28 protein-coding genes are annotated in these 22,982 nt (G+C 70.6%); 18 read left to right on the top strand and 10 right to left on the bottom strand.

Going from position 1 to position 22,982, the window contains the following annotated elements; translation table 11 throughout:
- Positions 1-30: 30 nt before the first annotated feature.
- Together ACIA6A_RS12115 and ACIA6A_RS12110 are read left to right on the top strand one after the other, a co-directional pair.
- Positions 31-561: a MarR family winged helix-turn-helix transcriptional regulator gene (locus tag ACIA6A_RS12115; RefSeq protein ID WP_396097525.1), complete on the top strand. Its 531-nt coding sequence runs from the start codon at positions 31-33 to the stop codon at positions 559-561.
- A 136-nt stretch (positions 562-697) separates the two neighbouring features.
- Positions 698-1,156 carry a lamin tail domain-containing protein gene (locus ACIA6A_RS12110; RefSeq protein WP_396097524.1) on the top strand — a complete coding sequence of 153 codons (459 nt, stop codon included), beginning with the start codon at positions 698-700 and terminating at the stop codon, positions 1,154-1,156.
- A 76-nt stretch (positions 1,157-1,232) separates the two neighbouring features.
- On the opposite strand, the gene ACIA6A_RS12105 is transcribed toward ACIA6A_RS12110, so the two are convergent.
- Positions 1,233-1,796 carry an NADPH-dependent FMN reductase gene (locus tag ACIA6A_RS12105; protein WP_396097523.1) on the bottom strand — a complete coding sequence of 188 codons (564 nt, stop codon included), beginning with the start codon at positions 1,794-1,796 and terminating at the stop codon, positions 1,233-1,235.
- 85 nt (positions 1,797-1,881) lie between these two features.
- Between ACIA6A_RS12105 and ACIA6A_RS12100 the strand changes: the two genes are divergently transcribed.
- The 4 genes from ACIA6A_RS12100 to ACIA6A_RS12085 are packed head-to-tail and all read left to right on the top strand — an operon-like array spanning position 1,882 to position 3,801.
- Entirely contained in the window at positions 1,882-2,349 is a 468-nt protein-coding gene (locus tag ACIA6A_RS12100; RefSeq protein WP_396097522.1) for a MarR family winged helix-turn-helix transcriptional regulator, read from the top strand.
- Between the two features lie 43 nt (positions 2,350-2,392).
- Positions 2,393-2,779, top strand: coding sequence for an ArsR/SmtB family transcription factor (locus ACIA6A_RS12095; protein WP_396097521.1), 387 nt, complete (start codon positions 2,393-2,395; stop codon positions 2,777-2,779).
- Positions 2,727-3,203 carry an SRPBCC family protein gene (locus ACIA6A_RS12090; protein WP_396097520.1) on the top strand — a complete coding sequence of 159 codons (477 nt, stop codon included), beginning with the start codon at positions 2,727-2,729 and terminating at the stop codon, positions 3,201-3,203. The genes ACIA6A_RS12095 and ACIA6A_RS12090 overlap by 53 nt, the downstream gene beginning before the upstream one ends.
- A gap of 22 nt (positions 3,204-3,225) precedes the next feature.
- The gene (locus ACIA6A_RS12085; protein WP_396097519.1) at positions 3,226-3,801 is read left to right on the top strand and encodes a phosphoesterase PA-phosphatase; all 576 of its coding nucleotides are present in this window, start codon (positions 3,226-3,228) and stop codon (positions 3,799-3,801) included.
- Here the strand turns inward: ACIA6A_RS12085 and ACIA6A_RS12080 are convergent.
- Together ACIA6A_RS12080 and ACIA6A_RS12075 are read right to left on the bottom strand one after the other, a co-directional pair.
- Complete coding sequence (locus ACIA6A_RS12080) at positions 3,798-5,096, bottom strand: MFS transporter (RefSeq protein ID WP_396097518.1); 1,299 nt, start codon at positions 5,094-5,096, stop codon at positions 3,798-3,800. The genes ACIA6A_RS12085 and ACIA6A_RS12080 overlap by 4 nt on opposite strands.
- Positions 5,097-5,129: 33 nt before the next feature.
- Positions 5,130-5,534 carry a hypothetical protein gene (locus tag ACIA6A_RS12075; RefSeq protein WP_396097517.1) on the bottom strand — a complete coding sequence of 135 codons (405 nt, stop codon included), beginning with the start codon at positions 5,532-5,534 and terminating at the stop codon, positions 5,130-5,132.
- Between the two features lie 68 nt (positions 5,535-5,602).
- Here ACIA6A_RS12075 and ACIA6A_RS12070 point away from each other — a divergent pair, with 68 nt between their 5' ends.
- Positions 5,603-6,016 (top strand): hypothetical protein, encoded by a 414-nt coding sequence (locus ACIA6A_RS12070; protein ID WP_396097516.1) that lies wholly within the window; start codon positions 5,603-5,605, stop codon positions 6,014-6,016.
- Positions 6,017-6,037: 21 nt separating this feature from the next.
- Here ACIA6A_RS12070 and ychF read toward each other — a convergent pair whose 3' ends face one another.
- Complete coding sequence (gene ychF, locus ACIA6A_RS12065) at positions 6,038-7,123, bottom strand: redox-regulated ATPase YchF (RefSeq protein WP_396097515.1); 1,086 nt, start codon at positions 7,121-7,123, stop codon at positions 6,038-6,040.
- Positions 7,124-7,225: 102 nt separating this feature from the next.
- Between ychF and ACIA6A_RS12060 the strand changes: the two genes are divergently transcribed.
- Together ACIA6A_RS12060 and ACIA6A_RS12055 are read left to right on the top strand one after the other, a co-directional pair.
- Positions 7,226-8,641, top strand: a complete 1,416-nt coding sequence (locus ACIA6A_RS12060; protein WP_396097514.1) for an AlkA N-terminal domain-containing protein — start codon at positions 7,226-7,228, stop codon at positions 8,639-8,641.
- Complete coding sequence (locus ACIA6A_RS12055) at positions 8,638-9,162, top strand: methylated-DNA--[protein]-cysteine S-methyltransferase (RefSeq protein WP_396097513.1); 525 nt, start codon at positions 8,638-8,640, stop codon at positions 9,160-9,162. The genes ACIA6A_RS12060 and ACIA6A_RS12055 overlap by 4 nt, the downstream gene beginning before the upstream one ends.
- Before the next feature lie 341 nt (positions 9,163-9,503).
- Here ACIA6A_RS12055 and ACIA6A_RS12050 read toward each other — a convergent pair whose 3' ends face one another.
- Positions 9,504-9,929 (bottom strand): DUF3307 domain-containing protein, encoded by a 426-nt coding sequence (locus tag ACIA6A_RS12050; RefSeq protein WP_396097512.1) that lies wholly within the window; start codon positions 9,927-9,929, stop codon positions 9,504-9,506.
- Positions 9,929-10,357: a hypothetical protein gene (locus tag ACIA6A_RS12045; RefSeq protein ID WP_396097511.1), complete on the bottom strand. Its 429-nt coding sequence runs from the start codon at positions 10,355-10,357 to the stop codon at positions 9,929-9,931. Before ACIA6A_RS12045 ends, ACIA6A_RS12050 begins: the two co-directional genes overlap by 1 nt.
- A 113-nt stretch (positions 10,358-10,470) precedes the next feature.
- On the opposite strand from ACIA6A_RS12045, the gene valS reads away from it, so the two are divergent.
- From valS to ACIA6A_RS12030, 3 genes are read left to right on the top strand one after another with little or no spacing between them, the layout of a single operon-like run.
- Entirely contained in the window at positions 10,471-13,002 is a 2,532-nt protein-coding gene (valS, locus tag ACIA6A_RS12040; protein WP_396097510.1) for a valine--tRNA ligase, read from the top strand.
- 47 nt (positions 13,003-13,049) lie between these two features.
- Positions 13,050-13,604 carry a hypothetical protein gene (locus tag ACIA6A_RS12035; RefSeq protein WP_396097509.1) on the top strand — a complete coding sequence of 185 codons (555 nt, stop codon included), beginning with the start codon at positions 13,050-13,052 and terminating at the stop codon, positions 13,602-13,604.
- A 5-nt stretch (positions 13,605-13,609) separates the two neighbouring features.
- Positions 13,610-14,149: a hypothetical protein gene (locus ACIA6A_RS12030; protein ID WP_396097508.1), complete on the top strand. Its 540-nt coding sequence runs from the start codon at positions 13,610-13,612 to the stop codon at positions 14,147-14,149.
- On the opposite strand, the gene ACIA6A_RS12025 is transcribed toward ACIA6A_RS12030, so the two are convergent.
- Positions 14,146-15,285, bottom strand: a complete 1,140-nt coding sequence (locus ACIA6A_RS12025; protein ID WP_396097507.1) for a DNA recombination protein RmuC — start codon at positions 15,283-15,285, stop codon at positions 14,146-14,148. The genes ACIA6A_RS12030 and ACIA6A_RS12025 overlap by 4 nt on opposite strands.
- Before the next feature lie 54 nt (positions 15,286-15,339).
- Here ACIA6A_RS12025 and ACIA6A_RS12020 point away from each other — a divergent pair, with 54 nt between their 5' ends.
- Positions 15,340-16,140 (top strand): hypothetical protein, encoded by an 801-nt coding sequence (locus tag ACIA6A_RS12020; protein WP_396097506.1) that lies wholly within the window; start codon positions 15,340-15,342, stop codon positions 16,138-16,140.
- Positions 16,141-16,751: 611 nt separating this feature from the next.
- Here the strand turns inward: ACIA6A_RS12020 and ACIA6A_RS12015 are convergent.
- Complete coding sequence (locus tag ACIA6A_RS12015; RefSeq protein ID WP_396097505.1) at positions 16,752-17,744, bottom strand: 4-hydroxy-3-methylbut-2-enyl diphosphate reductase; 993 nt, start codon at positions 17,742-17,744, stop codon at positions 16,752-16,754.
- 98 nt (positions 17,745-17,842) lie between these two features.
- On the opposite strand from ACIA6A_RS12015, the gene ACIA6A_RS12010 reads away from it, so the two are divergent.
- The 4 genes from ACIA6A_RS12010 to ACIA6A_RS11995 are packed head-to-tail and all read left to right on the top strand — an operon-like array spanning position 17,843 to position 20,356.
- Complete coding sequence (locus tag ACIA6A_RS12010) at positions 17,843-18,352, top strand: hypothetical protein (RefSeq protein ID WP_396097504.1); 510 nt, start codon at positions 17,843-17,845, stop codon at positions 18,350-18,352.
- Positions 18,353-18,380: 28 nt separating this feature from the next.
- The gene (locus tag ACIA6A_RS12005) at positions 18,381-18,917 is read left to right on the top strand and encodes a hypothetical protein (protein WP_396097503.1); all 537 of its coding nucleotides are present in this window, start codon (positions 18,381-18,383) and stop codon (positions 18,915-18,917) included.
- A gap of 21 nt (positions 18,918-18,938) precedes the next feature.
- Entirely contained in the window at positions 18,939-20,162 is a 1,224-nt protein-coding gene (xseA, locus tag ACIA6A_RS12000) for an exodeoxyribonuclease VII large subunit (RefSeq protein ID WP_396097502.1), read from the top strand.
- Positions 20,159-20,356: an exodeoxyribonuclease VII small subunit gene (locus ACIA6A_RS11995; protein ID WP_396097501.1), complete on the top strand. Its 198-nt coding sequence runs from the start codon at positions 20,159-20,161 to the stop codon at positions 20,354-20,356. The genes xseA and ACIA6A_RS11995 overlap by 4 nt, the downstream gene beginning before the upstream one ends.
- Here the strand turns inward: ACIA6A_RS11995 and ACIA6A_RS11990 are convergent.
- Together ACIA6A_RS11990 and ACIA6A_RS11985 are read right to left on the bottom strand one after the other, a co-directional pair.
- Complete coding sequence (locus ACIA6A_RS11990) at positions 20,353-21,177, bottom strand: hypothetical protein (RefSeq protein WP_396097500.1); 825 nt, start codon at positions 21,175-21,177, stop codon at positions 20,353-20,355. The two genes, ACIA6A_RS11995 and ACIA6A_RS11990, sit on opposite strands and share 4 nt — an antisense overlap.
- A gap of 72 nt (positions 21,178-21,249) precedes the next feature.
- Positions 21,250-21,789 carry a DUF4245 domain-containing protein gene (locus ACIA6A_RS11985; RefSeq protein ID WP_396097499.1) on the bottom strand — a complete coding sequence of 180 codons (540 nt, stop codon included), beginning with the start codon at positions 21,787-21,789 and terminating at the stop codon, positions 21,250-21,252.
- Positions 21,790-21,889: 100 nt separating this feature from the next.
- On the opposite strand from ACIA6A_RS11985, the gene glpX reads away from it, so the two are divergent.
- A complete protein-coding gene (gene glpX / locus ACIA6A_RS11980; protein WP_396097498.1) occupies positions 21,890-22,909 on the top strand; it encodes a class II fructose-bisphosphatase in 1,020 nt (339 codons plus the stop codon).
- Positions 22,910-22,982 lie beyond the last annotated feature (73 nt).

Here is a 22,982-nt window from a genome sequence, read left to right as displayed (position 1 = left end):
AGGTACTCGATGATCGAGTAGAGTGCACGCGTGGCGATCCGGAGCGAGCAGGGTGACTCCCTCTTCAGGCCCGGCCGCCGGGCTCGCGTGCTGCAGCTGCTGCGCGACTACACCGACAGCCACGTCGAGCTGACGCGTCACCTGGCCGGCGCGCTGGAGGTGCACGCCACCGACGCCGTCGCCGTCGCCGAGATCCTGTGGGCCGAGTCCTCGGGAAAGCCGCTGTCACCGGCCCGGCTGTCGGAACGCGTCGGCCTCACCTCGGGCGCCACAGCCATCCTGCTGAACCGCCTCGAGGCCGCCGGGCACATCGTCCGCAGCCGGGAGGCGGCCGACCGGCGTGTCGTCACGGTGCGCCTGACCCCGCAGACCCGCGACCGGACCATCGCGTTCTTCGTCCCCACCGGCGAGCAGGTCGACCGGGTCCTCGACGGGTACGACGACGTGGTGCTGGAAAGCGTCGAGCGGCTGCTCACCGACGTCGTCACCACGACCGCGGCACACAACGCGCAGCTGCGCGACTCCCGCGTACAGCCGGAACGCCCCCGCCCGACGAGGTAGGCACGGCCGCCGATGGTCGGGCCGGGGCGACGTGTGGTCATCCAACATCAGCTGTTCCGCTGCGCGGCGGAATCATGACCCGGGGTGCAGCGGGCCGAGAATCTGCGTGTTACGTACCCGACACATTGGAGGAACGGTGCGCAGAACGATCAGCATTCTCGCGGCGGCGGCCATGGCGCTCGCCGGCACGGTCGCGGTCGGCAGCCCGGCCTCGGCGGCTCAGCCCGCCCTGCGGTTCCACGGCACGCAGTACGACTCGCCCGGCTCGGACACCCGGAGCAACTCCAGCCTGAACGCGGAGTGGATCTCGCTGATCAACAGTGGGACCAAGCCGGTGAACCTCAAGGGATACACGATCCGGGACACGTCGAACCACGTGTACACGTTCGGGAACGTGGCCATCGCCGCCCGGGGCGGCCGGATCTGGGTGCACACCGGCAAGGGCACGAACACGTCGAAGCACCGCTACTGGGGCAGCGGTAACTACGTGTGGAACAACACCGGGGACAAGGCGACGCTGAAGAACGCGTCCGGCAAGAGCCTGGACACCTGCTCGTACGCGAAGAAGTCCGGGCGGGCCTGGGTCGGCTGCTGATCCCGTACGGGAAAAGAGCGGGCCGCCGAGCGACACTCTGCCTGTCGCCGGCGGCCCGCCGCATCTGTGCCTGGGATCAGGCGGACTTGCGGACGGTCTCGAGGGCCTTGCTCCAGCTGATGGTCTGGTCGAGGACCGTGGTCAGCGCGCCGGCCTGCTGGGCACCCGGGGTGAACTGGCTGTAGTTGACGAAGTCGCCACCGAGGGTGAGGGTCACCGCGGCGCGGACGTCGGCCATCATGAGCTCGCCGACGATGAGGCGCAGCGACTCGATGGCCCGGGCGCCACCGAGCGAGCCGTAGCCGACGAAGCCGACGGCCTTGTTGTTCCACTCGGCGAACAGGAAGTCGATCGCGTTCTTCAGCGCGCCCGATGTGGAGTGGTTGTACTCCGGGGTGACGATGATGAAGCCGTCGAAGGAGGCGATCTTCTCGGCCCACGCGAGGGTGTGCGGCTGGCTGTACTGCGCCATGGAGGCCGGGATCGCCTCGTCGAGGTGCGGGAGCTTGTAGTCGAGCAGGTCGACCAGCTCGAACTCCGCGTCGGTGCGCTGCAAGGCCAGCTCGAGCACCCACTTGGCCACCGCTTCGCCGTTGCGGCCCGGACGGGTGCTGCCGAGGATGATGCCGATCTTCGTCATGGGGTGTGTCTCCGCACTGTAGGAATTTGCTTCGTCAAGGAAATACCTGTCGCCCACGGTAAGTCAAGGTCGTAGGATCTTTGTCATGCCCCCGGACCGCCTTCCCGACGAGCCTCTCGTGGTGCCGCTCGACGAGCGGGAGATGGCGGTCATGCGGGCGTTCGGCCGGATGATGCTGGTCATGCCGCGGATGCTCGACGCCGACCTCGAGCGCGACCAGCGCATGTCACTGAGCGAATATTCCGTGCTGCGCCACCTGTCGGAATCCGAGGGCGGCATCATGCGGATGAGCGAGCTCGCGGTCGCCTGCGACATGTCACTGAGCGGCATGACCCGGCTCGCCGGCAAGCTCGAGTCGCTCGGGTACCTCACCCGGCGCCGCTGCGAGACCGACGGCCGGGGCCTCGACGTGATCCTCACCGATGCGGGGCTCGCCCGGCTCCAGGAGGCGTGGCCGGCCCACCTGGCCAGCGTGCGGCGGCGCATCTTCGACCACCTCGGCGACGTGGACCTCGTACACCTGGCCAGGGCCCTCGAAGCGATGACCGGCTGAATCTCGCCCCGCAAGCATTCCCTTATGGGTATACGATTGCGTCATGGCACGAGCGGCAACAACGACAGACGCATTCAACGCGGTGGCCGAGCCCCGGCGGCGGCAGATCCTCGACCTGCTCGCGGCCGGCGAACGCCCGGTCAACGATCTCGTCGAGCTGCTCGGCCTCGCCCAGCCCCAGGTCTCCAAGCACCTGCGGGTGCTGCGCGAGGTCGACCTGGTGCACGTCCGGGACGAGGGGCGCCAACGGATGTATTCGCTCAACGCCGGGCCGCTCCAGCCGATCCACGCCTGGCTGCGCAAATACGAGCAGGCCTGGGACGAGCGGTTCGACCTCATGGACACGGTTCTCAATGACTTGAGCGCGGAGGAAAACAATGACGAGCAAGGTCACGTTGCCGGCGGACAACCAGATCCTCATCACCCGTGAGTTCCCGGCGCGGCCCGCGCTGGTGTGGAAGGCGTACACCACGCCCGAGCTGATCAAACGCTGGTGGGCCGGGAAGCGCGGCACGGTCACCAGCGCCGAGGTCGACCTGCGGGTCGGCGGTGCCTGGCGCTACGTGATGCGGGCCAACGGCGGGTTCGAGGTCGCATTCCACGGGGAGTATCGAGAGATTATCGAGCCGGTCCGGCTGGTGACCACGGAAGCATTCGAGGGCATCCCCGACCCGGACGGGCACGCGTCCACGGTCACCCTGACGCTGAGCGAACGCGACGGGCGTACGTACCTGGAAATGCTCTGTGAATATCGTGACCGCACCGACCGGGACGCGGTGCTCGAATCCGGCATGGAAGGCGGAATGCAGGAGTCCATGGACGCCCTCGAGCTGGTGGCGACCGAGCTGTCCTGACCCGCCCTGCGATCATCGTGCGGTGAACCGACTGGCCCGTATCACCACCGAAGTCCTCGCCCCGGCGGTGCTGGTCGCCGCCCTGATGCTGGTGGTCGGCTGGCACGCCGGTGACACCCCGGGAGTCTCCCGCTGGTGGGGTCTCCCGGGCGCGGTCTTCGCGGCCGGCATCCCGCTGGCCTACATCCTGCGCGGCGTCCGCAAAGGCAGCTTTACCAGCATCCACATCCCGGAACGCGAACACCGCCGGGTGCCGCTGCTGTTCGGCGTCGCGTCGGTACTGGTCGGCCTGACCGCGCTGATCCTGCTCGGCGCACCCCGCGACGTGCTCGCCCTGCTCGGCGCCGGTGGCACCGGGCTGGTCATCTACGCGGTGGTCACCCACTGGTGGAAGATGTCGATCCACGCCGGGGTGGCGGCCGGCACCGCGGCGACGCTGACCGCGCTGTACGGGCCGATCATGCTGCTCACCGTGCCGCTGGTGCTGCTGGCCGGCTGGGCCCGGGTTCGCCTTTCGGCCCACACCACCGCCCAGGTCGTCGTGGGAGCGCTGGTCGGCGCACTGATCGCCGGCACGGTCTTCCCCGCATTGCGCTAGGCGTTCACCAGGCTCTTGGTGAGGGTCACCCGGGCGGCGATCACGATCGCCAGCAGGCCGAGCACGGTGGTCAGGGCGAACGGGCCGACGAACGGGGCGACCGTGAACAGCGAACCGGTCACAGCGAGGGTCGCGCTGCCACCGACCGCGTCCGTGATGCTCTTCGAGGCGGTGTTGAAGCCGGCCTCGCCCGGCTTCGAATAGGCGAGCACCAGCGTGCTGATCCGCGGGAACATCGTGCCCATGCCGGCCCCGGCGGCGCACCAGCCGAGTGCCGCCACCACCGCCGGCAGGTGCCAGGCCGCGGTGGCCAGCTCCACCGCGGCGCCGCCCGCCAGCAGGACGCCACCGGTCATCATGGCGATCCGGGTGTCGACCCGGTCGCCGAGCCGGGCCTGGACCGCCGAGGCCGCCGCCCAGGCCAGAGCGCCCGTGGTCAGCGTCATGCCGGAGATCCAGGACGGCAGGCCGTATTCGTCGTGCAGCAGGAGCGGGAGGTAGACGTCCGTACCGTAATAGACGCCGGCCGCCACCCCGCACAGCGCGACCGTCGCGGGAAGGCCGCGCCGCAGCCGGAACGTGCCCTGCGGCAGCAGACCCCGCAGGGCGAACGCGGCGACCACCACCGCGAACGGGGTCGCCGTCATCGCCACCACGCTGACCGCGACGACCGCTGCCCGGGCGAGCCGGCCCCAGTCCTGACCCGACATCGGCACCCGGTCCGCGGGAGGACGGTCGCGGCCACGCAGCGCCGGGAGCACCATCACGGTCGCCACGGCCACCAGCGCCACCACGCCGAGGAAGACCCAGTGCCAACTCAGCGCGGTGGTGACCAGGCCCGCGACGAACGGCCCGACCATCGACGGCAGCACCCAGGCGCTCGCGAACGCCCCGAAGATCTTGATGTGGGTCTCCGCCGGATAGACCATCGCGACCAGCACATACAGCGCGACGGTCACCCCGCCACCGCCGAGCCCCTGCAGGAACCGGCCGGCGACGAACATCGGCATGCCCGCCGACGTTCCGGAGACCAGCAGGCCGGCGGCGAAGACCACGATCGACAACAGCAGCGGCACGGTCGGCCCCCGCCGGTCGGCCCAGGACCCGAAACCGACCATGCCGACCACCGCGGCGGCCAGCGCGGCCGAGAACGCCAGCGAATACAGCCCGCGGCCGTCCAGGTCGGCGGTGATGTCGGGCATCACCGCCGTGACGGCGAGCGACTCGAACGCCGCGAGAAAGACCAGGCTCCACGAGCCGACGGTGGTGAGCAGGAGCGGCGGACGAAGGATCACCGCCGCAACCTAAGACCTCAACCCAGGTTCAGGTCAAAACCGCCGCCGGGCCAGCTGGGTGACAAGCGTCCCGGCAAACGACAAAGCACCCATACGTACGCCGAGAGCCCGGTGCGGATAGGCATGACCGTCCCGTTCCAGCCGGGCCAGCCACCGGTTCTCCACCTGCTTACGCCCCACCATCACGCCGATCCCCACGGCGGTCACGACACCGGTGACGACCAGTTTCCGCCTGCCGTCGATGTCTTGTCTCTCGGGTTTCTTGCCCTCATCGGCAAAAGCCCAGTCCCGGATCGAGCCGACCGCGGACAGCCCCAGCGTCGCCCCGGTCCGGGCCAGCCGGCGTCGAGCGGTCGGCAGCTCCCCGGCGGCGACCCACAACCCGGTCAACAGCCCCTGAAGCGCCGCCGACCCCACCTCACGCACCGAAAACACCATGCCGACACGGTAGAACGGCCCGGCTAGTGGGCCGCCCGGTCATGAGGTGAAGCCGTTATGGTGGCGAAATGGCGATCTTCGATTCGCCGCACACCTTCGAGGTGGTCGGCTGGGGGCGTGGTCACGCCGGCCTCACGGTGCGCGGCATGACCGATGAGACGCTTCCCACCCGGGCCGAGATATTGTTCAAACCGGCCTACTTCGCGTGCTTACCTGTGCAACTGGACGGGCTCCGCATCGAGCACGGGACCCCGGCCGTGCTGGCGCAGATCAGTGCCTCCGGGGCGACGCTGGGCAGCGATGACCACGTCTACGCCGTCTTCAGCGCGGGCAGCCTCGCGGGCTGGGTGATCGGCGGCGCCGTTTTCGGACGTGCGGACCACCACCGCTTCGGGGATCCGACGATGTTCACCGGCTGGGATCCCGCCCCCGGCGTCACGGCCCTCTTCTCGTACGTACCCCGGGAGCGGCCGATCGGTTGAACCCCATGACCCGGAACGCGGTTACACGTTGAAGCGGAACTCCACCACGTCGCCGTCCTTCATGATGTAGTCCTTGCCCTCCATGCGGACCTTGCCCGCCGCCTTGGCCGCCGACATGCCGCCCGCGGTCATGAGGTCGTCGTAGCTGACGATCTCGGCCTTGATGAAGCCGCGCTGGAAGTCCGAGTGGATGACGCCGGCCGCCTCGGGGGCGGTCGCGCCGACCGGGACGGTCCAGGCACGGGCTTCCTTGGGGCCGGCCGTTAGATACGTCTGCAGGCCGAGGGTCTTGAAGCCGACCCGGATGAGCTGGTTGAGGCCCGGCTCGGTCTGGCCGGTGGACTCGAGGAGCTCCATCGCCTCGTCCTCGGGGAGGTCGATCAGCTCGGACTCGATCTTGGCGTCCATGAAGATGGCCTCGGCCGGGGCGACCAGGGCGCGCAGCTCGTCGAGGAAGACCGCGTTGCCGAGCTCCGCCTCGTCGACGTTGAAGACGTAGATGAACGGCTTGATGGTGAGCAGGTGCAGGTCGGCCAGCAGGTCGAGCTCGATGCCCGCGGCCTGGGCGCCGGAGTACAGCGTGGTGCCCTCGTCGAGGAGCTTGAACGCCGCCTCGGCCGCCGCCACCGCCGGGAGCCGGTCCTTCTTGAGCTTGGCTTCCTTCTGCAGGCGCGGGAGGGCCTTCTCGACCGTCTGCAGGTCGGCCAGGATCAGCTCGGTGTTGATCGTCTCGATGTCGTCGGCCGGGGCGACCTTGCCGTCGACGTGCAGGACGTTGGGGTCCGAGAACGCGCGGACGACCTGGCAGATGGCCGAGGCGTCACGGATGTTGGCGAGGAACGCGTTGCCGCGGCCCTGGCCCTTGGACGCGCCGCGGACCAGGCCGGCGATGTCGACGAACGAGACCGGCGCGGGCAGCGTCTTCTCGCTGCCGAACATCTCGGCGAGCGCGGTGAGCCGCTCGTCGGGCAGCCCCACGACACCGACGTTCGGCTCGATCGTCGCGAACGGGTAGTTCGCGGCGAGCACGTCGTTCTTGGTCAGGGCGTTGAAGAGGGTGCTCTTGCCGACGTTGGGCAGGCCGACGATCCCGATGGTGAGGCTCACGACGAACCAGTCTACGGGCGCCGCCGCCCACGTCTGGAGGGGGCGACGTCGACGTCCGATTTCCGCCAGCACTTCCGGGCCCGACCCGGGCAGACTTGCGGCATGGACCTGGACTTCGAACGTTGTTACCGAGCCGTCGGGAGCCGCGACCAGCGCTTCGACGGCTGGTTCTACACCGCGGTCCGCACCACCGGCATCTACTGTCGGCCGTCCTGCCCCGCTGTCACCCCCAAACAGGAGAACGTCACGTTCTTCGCCAGCCCGGCCGCGTCGCAGATGGCCGGGTTCCGGGCCTGCCGCCGCTGCCGTCCCGACGCCGCACCCGGGTCGCCCGAGTGGGACATGCGCACCGACACGGTCGGCCGGGCGATGCGGCTCATCGGAGACGGCGTCGTCGACCGGGAAGGCGTGCGCGGGCTCGCGAGCCGGCTTGGCTACACCGAGCGTCACCTGCACCGCATCCTGTCCGCCGAGCTCGGGGCCGGGCCGCTCGCGCTGGCCCGGGCACAACGGGCGCAGACCGCCCGCATCCTCGTCGAGACCACCAGCCTCGGCCTCGCCGAGATCGCGTTCGCCGCGGGATTCCGCAGCGTGCGGCAGTTCAACGACACGATCCAGGATGTGTACGCCCGTTCGCCCAGCCAGTTGCGCCAGCGCCGGGCGCCCGAGTGGGAGGAGCCGGGCACCATCCTGCTGCGGCTCGCGTTCCGGGCGCCGCTGGACGCCACGGCGCTGCTGGAGTTCCTGGCCGCCCGCACCCTGGACGGCGTCGACAGCAGCACGTTCCACTCGTATTCGCGGGGCCTGCGCCTGCCGCACGGCACGGCGACCGTCACGCTGATCCCCGACGAACGCTTCGTCATGGCCCGGCTGTGGCTCGCCGACGTCCGCGACCTGGCCCCGGCGGTGGCCCGCTGCCGCCGGTTGCTCGACCTCGACGCGGATCCGGTCGCGATCGACGAGACACTGGCCGCCGACCCGGCCTTCACCGACCAGGTCACCACCAATCCGGGGGTACGCGTCCCGCGCGCGGCCGACGGTTTCGAGCTGGCGGTCCGGGCGATCGTCGGCCAGCAGGTGTCGGTCGCCAGCGCGCGCACCACGCTGACCCGGCTGCTGGGGCGTCAGGTGCCCGGCCACATCGCCGCGTTCCCGACCGCCGAGACGATCGCCGAGCTGCCCGACAGCGCGTTCCGGATGCCCGCGGCCCGGCGGGCGAGCGTGCGGGCCCTGGCCGAGGCGGTCGCCGACGGCAAGCTGGAGCTGGACGCCGGTGGAGACCGGGAGGAGACCGTCGCGCGACTGCTCGAGGTGCCGGGCATCGGGCCCTGGACGGCCGGCTACGTCGCCATGCGCGCGCTGGGCGACCCGGATGTCCTGCTCACCACCGACGTGGCAGCACAACGCGGCGCCAAAGCGCTCGGCCTGCCGCACACCCCCGCCGCGCTGGAGGCCCACGCCGAACGCTGGCGACCCTGGCGCTCCTACGCCCTGATGCGACTCTGGAGGTCCGCATGAATCGATCCACGACCCTCGAGACCCCGGCCGGGCCGTTCACCTATCTCGTCAGCGATGCGGGCGCGGTCCGGGCGGCCGGGTTCACCACCGACGTCAATGCGCTGCTCACGCTCGTACCGGAAAAATTGCGGGAGGAAACGCGGCCCGCAGCCGATCCCGGCCCGGTGGGCAAGGCGGTCCTGGCCTATTTCGACGGCGATGTCCGTGCCATCGACGACGTCGTGGTCGAGCAGCACACGGCCGGGCCCTTCACGGCGCATGCCTGGCGGGTGATGCGGAAGATCAAGCCCGGGTACCCGCTGACCTACACGGGATTCGCGGCCCTGGCCGGCCGGCCGGCCGCGGTGCGGGCCGCGGCGGCCGCCTGTGCCCGCAATCCGGTCGCCCTGTTCGTGCCCTGCCACCGCGTGATCGGCACCGACGGCACCTTGCGCGGCTACCGCTGGGGCCTGGGCGTCAAGACCTGGCTGCTGGGCCACGAAAGAGAGGCTTCCCTGCAACCCGTCGGCATTCCACAATGACGTCGCCGCGATAGACCGGCTCGTCGCGGCGCGGCGGTTCGAGGTCAGCATTCCCGGCCTCCGTTGGCGCGCCTGGGCGACGACGGCGGTCTGCCTGCCGGCGGCAGGGGCTGCCCTCGATCTCTGCTCGGCCCGGCCGCAGAAGGTGACCGCGACCGGCGTCCCCGGCGGATGGAGCGGATGCCGTTCCCGCGACCAGCGCTCCGCTGTGGCACCGGGTCCGGTCCGGCCTGGGCGAGCAGGATTGTCTTCGCGTCATCACGCCCGGCGACGTCATCAGCGTCGTGTCCTCGCGGAGCAACGTGCCCGGGAGCGGTCGGATGCGCGGAGCCCGGAAGCTCTCACAAACGAGCGATGAGCAGGGCTGAGACCCACAGGCAGCCGTAGTGCAGGGCCTGGTCGGCTACGTACATCCCGTTCACCGGTGCCTCGCGGAGCGCGAAACCGGGCGCCCCGGTGCGCCGCAGGATGAACCGTACCGGCCAGCGGCGGTCCAGGAAGGCGTGCGTCACCGCCGAGAAGGCGATCCCCGCGATGAAGCCGCGGACCGGCACGTCCAGCCCCAGCCCGAGGAACGCGGCGAGCAGCATCACGATCGCGGCCAGATGGTAGGTGCCCACGTGCAGCGCCATGGAGGTCCAGCCCTCGAGACCGGGATCGGCCTTGCGGGCGGCCTGCCGGTCGGTCTGCAGCACATGGTCGCCGAGCTGGTGCGCAGCGATCAGCGTGATCATCGCGACCACGAAGACAACGGCTGCGTCCGGCATCATCGACCCCTCAGAACGTTGAGCGTTTCACCTCGTGGGTGCCCGGCGTCGTCCGGCTGCCCCGGAACGGTGAGGTCACCGGGTTGCCGGAACGCGCCGGTGACCAGCGGGCCGGCGATCCCGAGGTCCGGCAGTGACGAGTCTCCCCGGCTGACCGGCGCCGTGCGGGAAAGCCGCCGATCCGCGGTGCGGTCGTACCCCGCGGCCGCGTCCCGCAGGCGCACCACGAGCTCGACCGGCTCGAGGGGCGGCACGTCACAGGTATGCACTGCGATCCGGCACCCCCTGATGTCGTCGGCTGTGACCACCCGCGTCGGGAACCGCTCGATGATCTGAGTAGCAGCGTGCAGTGCACTGGTGGCGCTGGGGAAGGTGATGAGATAGCCGTCACCGGTGAACTTCACAACCGTGCCGCCGAGCCGGTCCACGTCGGCCGTTTCCCCCAGCGTGGAGAGCAGAGTATCGCGCAGGTTTCCTACATGTAAGCGACCTGACGGCATATCTCCTGGCCGTGCGACGACGGCCGATCTACTCTCGGCGCATGACTGATACGGGCAGGACCGCGCGCGCCGGTCTCCCCGAGCGACCGTCGCTGGACGGGCTCGAGGAGAAGTGGGCGCGCCGCTGGCAGGAGGAGGGCACGTACGCGTTCGACCGTTCCAAGGAGCGGGCGGACGTATACGCGATCGACACCCCGCCGCCGACCGTATCCGGCGAGCTGCACATGGGGCACGTCTTCTCGTACACGCACACCGACACCGTCGCGCGGTTCCAGCGGATGCGTGGCAAGGCCGTGTTCTACCCGATGGGCTGGGACGACAACGGGCTGCCGACCGAGCGCCGGGTGCAGAACGTGTACGGCGTCTACTGCGACCCGTCGCTGCCCTACGACGCGCAGTGGCAGCCGCCGGCCACCCCGCCCAAGCCTGCCGCCGCCGTGTCACGACGCAACTTCGTCGAGCTGTGCAACCGGCTGACCACCGAGGACGAGAAGGTCTTCGAGTCGCTGTGGCGCCGGCTCGGGCTCTCCGTGGACTGGGCGCTGACCTACACGACCATCGGGCCCAAGTCCCAGGCCGTCTCCCAGCGCGCCTTCCTGGACAATCTTGCGCGCGGGGAGGCGTACACATCGGAGGCCCCGACCCTCTGGGACGTCGGCTTCCGCACCGCCGTGGCCCAGGCCGAGGTCGAGGACCGGGACCGGTCCGGGGCGTATCACCGGCTGCGGTTCCACGGCCCGGACGGGCCGGTCGAGGTCGACACCACCCGCCCGGAGCTGCTGCCCGCCTGCGTGGCGCTGGTCACCTCGCCGGGACACCCGCTGGTGGGCACGACCGTCCGCACGCCGTTCTTCGACGTCGAGGTCCCGGTGTACGCCCATCAGCTCGCCGATCCCGACAAGGGCACCGGCATCGCGATGGTCTGCACGTTCGGTGACCTGACCGACGTCATCTGGTGGCGTGACCTGCAGCTCGAGACCCGGGTCGTGCTCGGCCGCGACGGGCGCTTCCTGCCCGACCGGCCGTCCGGGGTGTCCGAGGCGTCCTACCGGGACCTGGCCGGGCTGACCGTCAACGCCGCCCGGCGCGAGATCGTGCGGATCCTGACCGAGACCGGGGACCTGCTGGGCGAGCCCCGGCCGATCACCCACCCGGTCAAGTTCTACGAGAAGGGCGACTCGCCGCTGGAGATCGTCACCAGCCGGCAGTGGTTCATCCGCAACGGCGGGCGCGACCAGGATCTGCGGGACGAGCTGCTGCAGCGCGGCCGGGACCTGCGCTGGATCCCGGACCACATGAAGCATCGGTACGAACACTGGGTCAGCGGGCTCACCGGTGACTGGCTGGTCAGCCGGCAGCGGTTCTTCGGCGTGCCGATCCCGGTGTGGTATCAGCTCGACCAGGCCGGCGAGCCGGACTACGACAAGGTCCTGCTCCCGGACGCCGGCGCGCTGCCGGTCGACCCGTCCTCGGACTGCCCGCCCGGCTTCGACGAGTCCCGGCGTGACGTCCCGGGTGGCTTCACCGCCGACCCGGACGTCATGGACACCTGGGCCACGTCGTCGCTGACCCCGCAGATCGTCGGCGGGTGGAGCACCGACGAGGACCTGTTCCGGCGGGTGTTCCCGATGGACCTGCGCCCCCAGGGTCAGGAGATCATCCGCACCTGGCTGTTCTACTCGGTGGTCCGCGCGCACTTCGAGCACGGCACCCTGCCCTGGGCGACGACCGTGCAGTCCGGCTGGATCCTCGACCCGGACCGCAAGAAGATGTCCAAGACCAAGGGCAACGTCGTCACCCCGATCGCCCTGCTGGAACAGAGCGGCTCCGACGCCGTGCGCTACTGGGCGGCGAACGGGCGTCCCGGAGCCGACATCGCGTTCGACCCGGCGCAGATCAAGGTCGGCCGGCGGCTCGCGACCAAGCTGCTAAACGCGTCCCGCTTCGCGCTCGGGCTGGGCGCCGGCGACGCCCTGCGGCAGCCGGTCACCGAGGAACTCGACCGGGCCATGCTCGACCGGCTCGCCACGGTGGTCACCGACGCGACGGCGGCATTCGACGCGTACGACCACACCACCGCGCTCACCACCACCGAGACGTTCTTCTGGACGTTCTGCGACGACTACATCGAGCTGGTCAAGGACCGGGCCTACACGCAGGGCCCGGCCGGCGACTCGGCCCGCTCGGCGCTCGCGGCGGGGCTGTCCGTGCTGCTGCGGTTGTTCGCGCCGTTCCTGCCGTACGCGACCGAGGAGATCTGGTCGTGGTGGCGGTACGGCTCGGTGCACACCGCGACCTGGCCCACCAGGTACGAGCTGACCCGGGTCGCGCCGGGCGGGGACGCCACCCTGCTCGACCTGGCCGGTGACGCGCTGCGCCAGGTGCGCCGGGCCAAGTCGGACCGCAAGCTCTCGATGAAGGCGGAGGTGCCGCTCGCCGAGGCGCTCGGCCCGGCGGCCCTGCTGGAACGGCTCGCCCTCGTCGAGACGGACCTCAAGGCGGCGGGCAAGATCGGCAAGCTCGACATGCTCCCCGACCGCACCCCGGAGCTCGTCATCGCCTGCGCCTTCTGAGCAAAGTCCTATGTGTATCTGATCGCGTTCCCGGGAAGGTCCCGGTCATGGACGAAATTCCGGACCGGGACCTGCTCCGCGACCGCGCCGATCGCCGGATGCGCCTGCTCGGCGTACTCTTCGCGGTGCTGGTCGGCGCGGCCCTGATCGGCGGTCTCACGGCCGGGCTCGGCGAGTTCCGGCCGATCCTGCTCGTCCTGGTGATCGTCCCGATCGGCGTCTACGCCCTCATCCGCCGCACCCGCCTCACCGACCCGACGCTGCTGCGGGGCGCGGACACCAGCACCCAGCGCGCCGTCACCCGCGCCCTGAAGGCCGGCCACAGCGCCGACCCACGGGTCGACGCACTGGCCCGCGACACCGCCCGGCGTACCCTCCGGCGCCGTTGGACCCTCGCCACACTGATCGTCGCCGCCGTGGTCATGACCGGCAGCCTCGTGCTCAACCTCACCGACGGCGAGCTGGGCACGCTCGCCGTCATCCACGCGATCAGCGCCGCCGCGTTCGTGGCCGCCACCGTGAACGCCGCACTCCTGATCCGGCGCAGCCGTCACTACCTTCGCGAACCGGGGCGTGCGGAAGCCCCGGAGACGGCAGCATAGAAGCCATGTCGATCCCACCGGAGGACGTCGAGGCACCGGCAGCCGACACCGTCCTGTTCCGGGCCTCACCCTGGCGTACCTTCGGCGTGCTGTTCGGGGTGCTGCTCGTCTCGTACGTCGCGGTGTCCCCGCTCGTGGCCCTGCTGCTCGACGCCCCGCACGACCCCTGGTGGTCGACCGTGACGCAGGGCGCGGTGATCGCGACGGTCACCGCCGGTTTCTACGCCCTGACCGCCCGCTCGGCCCAGCGCACCTGGATCCGCTCCTCGGCCGGCGGGCTCGAACTCGCCGCCGAGGGCAGCGACCCGGTGCTGCTGGCCTGGCCGGACATCGACCACGCGGTGGTCCGCCGCGACGGCCTGCGCACCGTGCTCGACGTGGCCCCGGTGGACCTGGACCGGGTCCACCCGGTCTCGGAGGAGGACGAGGGCTGGCCCGCCCTGCACGACGAACCGGACGGCACCCCCGCGTTCACCGCCGACCTCACCCAGGTCTGGCCCGGCCCGCGGGCGCTACGCAAAGAACTCGCCCGCCACCTGAGCTAGTTGTCCATCAGCTCCGGGGCCTGCGGCTGACGCGGCGTCAGCTCCACCTGCGCCGGCACCGGCAACTCGTCGTCCGAAACCCCCATCTCGGCCAGCTTGCGGGCGCTGACCAGCACGCGGGACTCCAGAGAACCCACCGCCCTGTTGTACGCCGTGACGGCCCCGCCCAGCGACGCCCCCAGTTTGCCCACATGGTCACCGAGGGTGGCCAGGCGCCCGTACAGCTCCCGGGCAAGGCTGTGGACCGCGAGCGCGTTCTGCGCGAGGGCTTCCTGCCGCCACGAATAGGCCACCGTGCGCAGCAGCGCGATCAGCGTCGCCGGGGTGGCGAGCACCACGTTGCGGGTGAACGCGTGCTCCATCAGCGTCGGATCCCGCTGCAGCGCCGCGTCGAGGAACGGATCGGCCGGCACGAACAGCACCACGAAGTCGGGGCTCTGGTCGAACGCCGTCCAGTAGGCCTTGGCCGACAGCGCGTCGACATGCCCACGCACCACCCGGGCATGCTGATCCAGGTGGGTGTCACGGGTGCGCTCGTCCCGGGCCTCCATCGCCGACAGGTACGAATCGAACGGTGCCTTCGCGTCCACCACCACCGTGCGTCCGCCGTGCAGCCGCACCACCAGGTCGGGCCGCACCCCCTGCCGGTCGTTGCTGGCCGTCACCTGCTCAGCAAAGTCACAGTGTTCGAGCAGACCGGCCGCCTCGACGATGCGCCGCAGCTGATGCTCACCCCACCGCCCCCGCACCTGCGGAGCCCGCAACGCCGCCACCAGCTGCTTGGTCTCGGTGCGCAACTCACCCGAGACCAGACCCATCGCCCGGACCTGCTCACGCAGCTCCGCGTAGGCGTCCACCCGGTCATGCTCCAACTCGGAAACCCGCAGCTCGTAGCGCCGCAAAGCGTCATGCAGCGGGGCCACGGCCCGGGCCACCGCCTCCTGCGACTGGGCGGTGGCCTCAAAGGTCAGAGCCCGCATCGACTGCTCCACCCGATGCTCCCCGTCGCGTCCCGCCTGGACGGTCGCCTCCAGCCGGGCGATGTCGGTGGCAGCCCGCAGCCGTGCGGCCAGCCAACCCACAGCCGCCCCCACCACCAGACAGACAATCACCACAGCCAGCGTCGAGAAGCTCACCCTGCGAGCTTGCCAGAGGGGTACGACGTCCCCGACCCGGGTACCGTCGTAGACATGAAGGTGTTTCTGCTGCTGATACTCGTCCTGATCGTGGCCGGCCTCTTCCTCATGTGGCGCCGCGGCAGTGCCGAACGCGAGCAGCGACACCTCGACGACGCCCGAGCCGAGGCCCAGCGGTGGTACGAACGCCTCGGCGGCCAGGTCCTCAACCTGCACGGCGACGACCCCGCGGCCCGCCAGGCGCTGTCCGACGCCGGCGAACGCTACAACGCGGCCGGCAGCCAGCTCCAGCAGGCCAAGACGCCCAAGCAGTTCGAGCTGGCCCGCGAATCAGCCCTGGAAGGCCTCGCCTACGTCCGGGCGGCCCGCACCGCCATGGGCATCGACCCGGGCCCCGAGCTCCCGCCGCTGAGCAGCGCCCACGGCGTCGGCCAGCTGACCAAGGAGCGCGAGGTCAACGTCCAGGGCCACGCGTACCGGGCGGGCCCCCAGCCCGGCACCGACACGCCCTACTACTACCCCGGCGGCCGGGTCCAGGGCCGCCCGGTCCCGGCCGGCTGGTATTCCACCCCGGTCTGGAAAACCGCCCTCGGAGCAGGAGCCGGCGTCCTCGGCGGCATGCTGATCTTCGACGCCCTCTTCTCCCCCGGTTTCGGCGACATGGGCTACGGCGACGGCTACCAGGACGGCTTCGGCGACGCAGCAGGCGACTTCGGAGGCGGCGGCGCCGACCAGGCCGGCGACTTCAGCGGCGGCGGAGGCGGTGGAGACTTCGGGGGTGGCGGCGGAGGCGGCGACTGGGGTGGCGGCGGCGGCGATTTCGGCGGCGGCGGAGACTTCGGCGGCGATTTCTGACGCCAAGCCCGACCCCGCCAAGCCCCCCCGACCCCGCCAAGCCCGACCCCGCCAAGCCCGACCCCGCCAAGCCCCCGCACCCCGCGATGGGCCGGCACCGTGAGCCACCCAACGTGGTCAGCGCGGCAGGCCAGCACAGCAGGCCATCCACTGCGGTCAACGCAACGGGCCAGCACCGTCGGCCACCCACAGTGGGCACACGGCCAGCCAGCGCGACGGCTCGGCGCGACGGCTCGGCGCAACGGCTCAGTGGGGCAGCTCAGTGGGCCGGCTCGGCGCAACGGCTCAGTGGGGCAGCTCAGTGGGCCGGCTCGGCGCAACGGCTCAGTGGGGCAGCTCAGTGGGCCGGCTCAGCGCAACGGCTCAGTGGGGCAGCTCAGTGGGCCGGCTCAGCGCGACGACTCAGTGGGGCAGCTCAGTGAGGCAGCTCAGCGAGGCGGCTCGGCGCCGCAAGTCACCCAGCGTGAGCCGTCTGTTGTAAGCCGGCTCGGCCTTGCGAGAACGAACGTTCTTTCTCGCAAATAAAGGCGCTGACCAGGTGCGGACGCAAGCACACGAACGCCGCCGGGCGGGATTCGCTCGGCGGCGGCGTCTTCGTGGTGGGAAGGGGGTCAGGCGGGGGTGCCGGCGGCCTTCAGCTCTCGGGCGGCGGCTGCGGCCTTCATGTCTCGGCGCAGCTCCTGGGGGAGGGAGAACGTGAGGCGCTCGTCGGCGGTGGTGTATTCCGTGACCTCGCCGAAGCCTCGGTCCGCCAGGTGGGCCAGGACCTCCATGACCAGGTCCTCCGGGACGCTGGCTCCGGAGCTGACGCCGACCGTCGACGCTCCCTCGAGCCATTCGTCCTGGATCTCGGAGGCGTAGTCGACCAGGTGACCGGCTCGGGCTCCGGCGCCCAGGGCGACCTCGACGAGGCGGACCGAGTTGGAGGAGTTGGTCGAGCCGACGACGATGACCACGTCGCAGTCCGGGGCGATCTCTTTGATCACGTACTGGCGGTTGGATGTCGCGTAGCAGATGTCGTCGCTCGGCGGGGACTGCAGCAACGGTAGCCGGGTCTTGAGGCGGGCGACCGTTTCCATGGTCTCGTCGACGGACAGCGTGGTCTGGGAGAGCCAGACCACCTTGGCCGGGTCGCGGACCACGATGTTCTCCACATCGTCGGGGCCGTCGACCAGTTGGATGTGGGCCGGGGCCTCGCCCGCGGTGCCGACGACCTCCTCGTGGCCCTCGTGGCCGATGAGCAGGATGTCGTAGTCGTCCGCCGCGAACCGCCGGGCCTCGTGGTGGACCTTGGTGACCAGCGGGCAGGTCGCGTCGATGGCCTTGAGGTTGCGTTCGCGGGCCTGGTCGTGGACCTCGGGGGCGACGCCGTGGGCGGAGAACACCACGGTCGAGCCCTCGGGGACCTCGACGTTCTCCTCGACGAAGATCGCGCCGGCGGCCTCGAGCGTGCTGACCACGTGTTTGTTGTGCACGATCTGCTTGCGGACGTAGACGGGGGCACCGTAGAGCTTGAGCGCCTCCTCCACGGTCTGCACCGCGCGGTCGACGCCGGCGCAGTAACCCCGGGGCTTGGCCAGGAGGACACGCTTAGCAGAAGTCACCCGGCCATGGTACGTGCCTCCGGCCGCCTATCGCCCGGCTGCGACCTCCGCCACAGCCATCCAGGGCGGTCGCCGTGGGATGGCTGCATACTCGTGCGATGACCGAGGCTGAAGCATCCACCGAAGTACCCGGCGCCGGGCAGCGGATCGGCGGCGCGCTGCGGACGCTGGTGGGCGCGGTGACGCTGGTGGGGGCGCTGACCTGGATCCTGTTGAACCTGCAGGGGCCGCACCCGTTGCAGGACCTGCTGGTCGGGTTCGTGCTGGGGCTGGGCGCGCTGGTGCTGGTGATGCCGCACCGGGTCAGCCTGCCGGGCCGGCGGACGGCGATGGTGACAGGAGTCACCGCTGTGGTGGGCACGCTGGCCGGGCTGTTGGTCGAGACCGGGTGGATGGGCGGCGCTTATGCGTACGCGATCACGCGCGGTTGGCCGTACGCCTGGTTGAGCAAGGGTGGGGTCGGTGGCGACCCGGCGGCGGCCCGCTCGCTGGCGGAGGCGTCGTCCTGGCAGTGGGATGTGGTCAATCTCGGTGTCGATTTTTATATCTGGGGGTTTGCGGGGCTGCTCGTGGCCGTTGCCATCAACAAGGGGCGTTTCCGCCCGTAGGGGACCTACCGGGCGCGATACTCGGGCGATGAGCGCCGTCGGCAACGTGGACCCCTCCACCGACCACGCGACGGACGAGGACGAGGAATCCCCCGGCCTGTGGGAGTCCTTCGGCTCGGCCCTGCGCCTGATCGTCGGCTGGTTCTGCGTCGCGATCGGGGTGCTCAACCTGATGGTCGAGCTGGACCGGGCCGACGGGACGCCGGACAGCGCGTACCTGCTGTTCCATTTCATCCTGCTGGTCGGCGGCGTGCTGCTGGTCTCGTTCGCGTGGATCGGCGTCAAGCCGGGGATCCCGGGCTGGTCCGCGGGCGTCGCCGTGATGATCGCCGGGGTGGTGTTCAGCGCGCTCCCGGCCAACGAGACGGTGTGCTGCCTGACCGCGTTCTCCGAGCGGCACGGCTACCCGTTCACGATCATGGCCCGCGACGCCGGCTCCCGGTGGCACGTCGACAGTCAGCATCTGCTCGCCGACCTGCTGTTCTGGGGTTACATGGGGCTGGTCGTGGGACTCACCGTCGCGCTGACCCGAAAGGTGGCCTCCCGAGAGGAGGACGCCGGGTGACGCGCCCGTAGGCTAGGCCGGGTGACCGAGCCGGAGCCGAAGTCGTCCGCCGACGAGCCGTGGCCCGTCCGCGTCGTCAGCCAGAAGGTCGGCGCCTGGGTGGCCCGGCTGGGCTGGGTGTGGGTCGACGGCCAGGTGGCCCAGATCAGCCGCCGGCCGGGCACGAGCGTGGTGTTCCTGACCCTGCGTGATCCGTCGGTCGACCTCAGCCTCACCGTCACCGCGCACCGCGACGTGCTCGACGCCGGCGCCCCCGGGCTCACCGAGGGCGCCCGGGTCACGATGCACGCCCGGCCCGAGTTCTATCCGGCCCGCGGCTCGCTCAGCCTGCGCGCCGACGAGATCCGCCAGGTCGGCATCGGCGAGCTGCTGGCCCGCCTGGAACGCCTGAAGAAGCTGCTGTCCGCCGAGGGCCTGTTCGCCCGCGAGCGCAAACGCCGGCTGCCGTTCCTGCCGCGGAAGATCGGGCTGATCACCGGCCGGGCCTCCGCGGCCGAGCGTGACGTGCTGATGAACACCCGCCGGCGCTGGCCCAGCATCGACTTCCGGGTGATCAACGTGCCGGTGCAGGGGCCGACCGCGGTGCCGCAGATCCTCGACGCGCTCAAGGTGCTCGACAACGACGACGAGGTCGACGTGATCGTGCTCGCCCGCGGCGGCGGCAGCGTCGAGGACCTGCTGCCGTTCTCCGACGAGGCGCTGTGCCGGGCCGTGTTCGGCTGCCGCACGCCGGTGGTCAGCGCGATCGGGCACGAGACCGACGCCCCGCTCGTGGATTACGTCGCCGACGCGCGCGCTTCCACCCCCACCGACGCCGCCAAGCGGATCGTGCCGGACCTCGACGAGGAGACCCAGCTGATCGGTACGGCCCGGAGGCGCCTGGACCGGGCGGTGCTCGGGATGATCGACCGGGAGTCGAACCGGCTGGAGTCGGTCCGCTCGCGGCCCTCCCTGGCGCGCCCCGAGACCCTGATCGACCAGCGCGCCGACGAGGCCGGGCGGCTGCGGGACCGGGCCACCCGGAGCCTGGACAACCGGGTCCGGCGGGCCGACGACGACCTGCGGCACACCCTCGCCCGGCTGCGGGCGTTGTCCCCGGCGGCCACCCTGGAACGCGGCTACGCGATCGTGCAGCGCACGGACGGGCACGTGGTCCGGGCGGCCGGCGAGGTCACGGCGGGAGACGTCCTACGCGTACGGCTGGCCGACGGCGAGCTGCGCACCGAGGTACAGGAGCAGGAATGAGCGAGCTCAGCTACGAGCAGGCCCGCGGTGAGCTGGTCACGGTCGTCGAGAAGCTGGAACAGGGCGGCACCTCGCTGGAGGAGGCGCTGGCGCTGTGGGAACGCGGCGAGAAGCTCGCCGACATCTGCCAGAAATGGCTGGACGGGGCCCGGGACCGGATCGAAGCGGCCCGGGCTGCCCGTCCCGACAGTTAGTCGTTGAACGCCTCGTAGGCGGAGTCCGGGGCTTCCTGGACCTCGGCCGCCGGCGGGGCCTGCGGCTGGGTGGCGGCACCGTACTCGCTGAATTCCACGGTCCACTTGCCGGCCGGGGTGTCGGTCAGCTTCGGCACGTCGAGAACGAGCTTGGCGAGCCGGCCCTCGGCGTCGAGCGTGGCCTCGTACGGGATGACCTTGCCCTGGGTCGGGTCGAGGCCCTCGAACGCGCTCTCACCGAGCAGCTCGGTGTCGCCCTTGACCGTGGTGGCGTCGACCGTGCCGGTGATGGTCTCGCCGGAGCGCTGTGCCGTGGCGGTGCCGAGCAGGCCGGTCACGCCGACGAAGTCCGGGTTGTCGACCGTCAGGTTCAGGTCCTTCGAGGTCACCCGGGTCATGTCGAGCTTCATCCAGGTCTTGCCGCTGAACATGTCGACCATGGCCTGGAAGCCGTCGGTGAGCTTCTTGCTCTCGACGTCGCCGGTGCCGAGCGCCTTGAGGCTCTCGAGCTGCTCGTTGAGCTCACCCATGTCCGTGGTGAGCTTGGTGTAACGGTCCTTGTCGATGGTCAGCAGATCGACCGTGCCCGCGGTGCCGTCCTCGGTCGCGACCATGGTGACCTGGGCACTGTGGCTCGGGAAGTGCATGACGCCCTTGGCCGAGGTGTCGCCCGGCATCGTGACGGCGAGCCGGTAGACACCGGCTTTGATCCCCGAGGTGGACTCCACCAGGGCGGTCTTGGGATCGGCGGGCTCGTCGGTGCAGGCCGCGAGGCCGAGACCGAGCAGGGGGACGAGAACAACGGCGAACCGTCGATTCATCAAGGAGACTCCGAAGGCAGTGCGGATGGACTGCGGGAGCCTAGAACACCCCCGCCCTCCCGCGCTGCCCGGTCATGACAACGCGGAGGCCAACTCTTCGAGATGGTCCGACTTGTCCGACCCGGCGACGATGATCGTCCGGCCTTTCTCGATCAGCACGAGCGCGATCTCGCCCTTGCGGGCCTCGTACTTCTGCCAGGTACGCGCGCCGGTGCGCAAAGTACCCACCGCTTCGGGGTCCTCGCCGAGCTCGGCCGGGATCAGCGTCGACGTCGGCACATTGCTCTCGATCAGCTGCACCGGGTCGGAACCGGGATCGGAATAGCCGATGCGCAGCGTCGCACCGCCGTCCACCCGGCGGAAGAACGCGGTCTGCGCGTGCCAGTCGTCGCCGAGGCCCTGCGGCACGGCCACCTCGAACACGGCGGCGTTCCTGGCCTGGTCGAGGGCGGGCTGGATGTCGACGCTCACCGGCTTGTCACCGTCCAGCACGACCCGGTAGAAGATCAGCAACAACGCGATCGGGACAAGCAGGACAGCGAGCGACAGAACCATGTCGCGGGGCCGGCGGTTGCCCCGCTCACTGGCGGCGGGTGACTCGGTGCTGGACACCCCACCATTGTTAACCATGTCGCGCGGACGGGACTTCGCGCAGGTCGCCATGTGAGGATCGGGACATTCATCCCCCGCACCGCCGCAGGGAGGCACCCCCATGCCCGTGTCAGCGAATCCCCAGGATCTCGACCGCAACATAGCTCTCGACCTCGTCCGGGTGACCGAGGCCGCCGCCATGGCCGCCGGCCGCTGGGTCGGCCGCGGCGACAAGAACGGTGGTGACGGCGCCGCGGTCGACGCCATGCGCAAACTGATCAACTCGATCCAGATGCGCGGTGTCGTGGTGATCGGCGAGGGCGAGAAGGACGAAGCCCCGATGCTGTTCAACGGCGAGCGGGTCGGTGACGGCACCGGCCCCGAGGTCGACGTCGCGGTGGACCCGGTCGACGGCACCACACTCATGAGCAAGGGCATGCCGGGCGCGGTGGCCGTGCTCGCGGTCGCCGAGCGCGGCGCGATGTTCGACCCCAGCGCCGTGTTCTACATGGAGAAGATCGCCGTCGGCCCGGACTGCGCCGACGTCATCGACATCAACGCGGGCGCCACCGAGAACCTGCGCCGCATCGCCAAGGCCAAGCGCTCCGACGTCTCCGACGTCACCGTCTGCATCCTGGACCGGCCGCGGCACCAGGCCCTGGTCGAGGAGGTCCGCGCGGCCGGCGCCAACATCAAGTTCATCTCCGACGGCGACATCGCCGGAGCCATCGCGGCGGCCCGCCCCGAGTCGGACGTCGACGTGCTCATGGGCATCGGCGGCACCCCGGAAGGCATCACCGCGGCCTGCGCCATCAAGTGCCTCGGCGGCGCCATCCAGGCGAAACTCTGGCCGCTCGACGAGACCGAGCGCGAGAAGGCGCTGGCCGGCGGCCACGACCTCGACCGGGTCCTGATGACCGACGACCTCGTCACCGGCGACAACTGCTTCTTCGTCGCCACCGGCGTCACCTCCGGCGACCTGCTCAAGGGTGTCCGATACCGCGGCGGCGGGGCCCACACCCAGTCGATCGTCATGCGCTCCAAGAGCGGCACGATCCGGGTGATCGACTCCTACCACCGCCTCGAGAAGCTCAAGCTGTACTCGTCCGTCGACTTCGACGGTCACCTGCCCTCGATGTGACCACCGGCCCGCGGGCGTCGCGCCGGCGATCCGGGCTGATCCTGGTCCCGGCCCTCCCCCAGGGCCGGGCCGG

This window comes from Actinoplanes sp. NPDC051494, from assembly GCF_044454705.1.
GTDB lineage: Bacteria > Actinomycetota > Actinomycetes > Mycobacteriales > Micromonosporaceae > Actinoplanes.
Note: the sequence above shows the minus strand (reverse complement) of the source record. Positions and strands in the feature narration are given on the sequence as shown.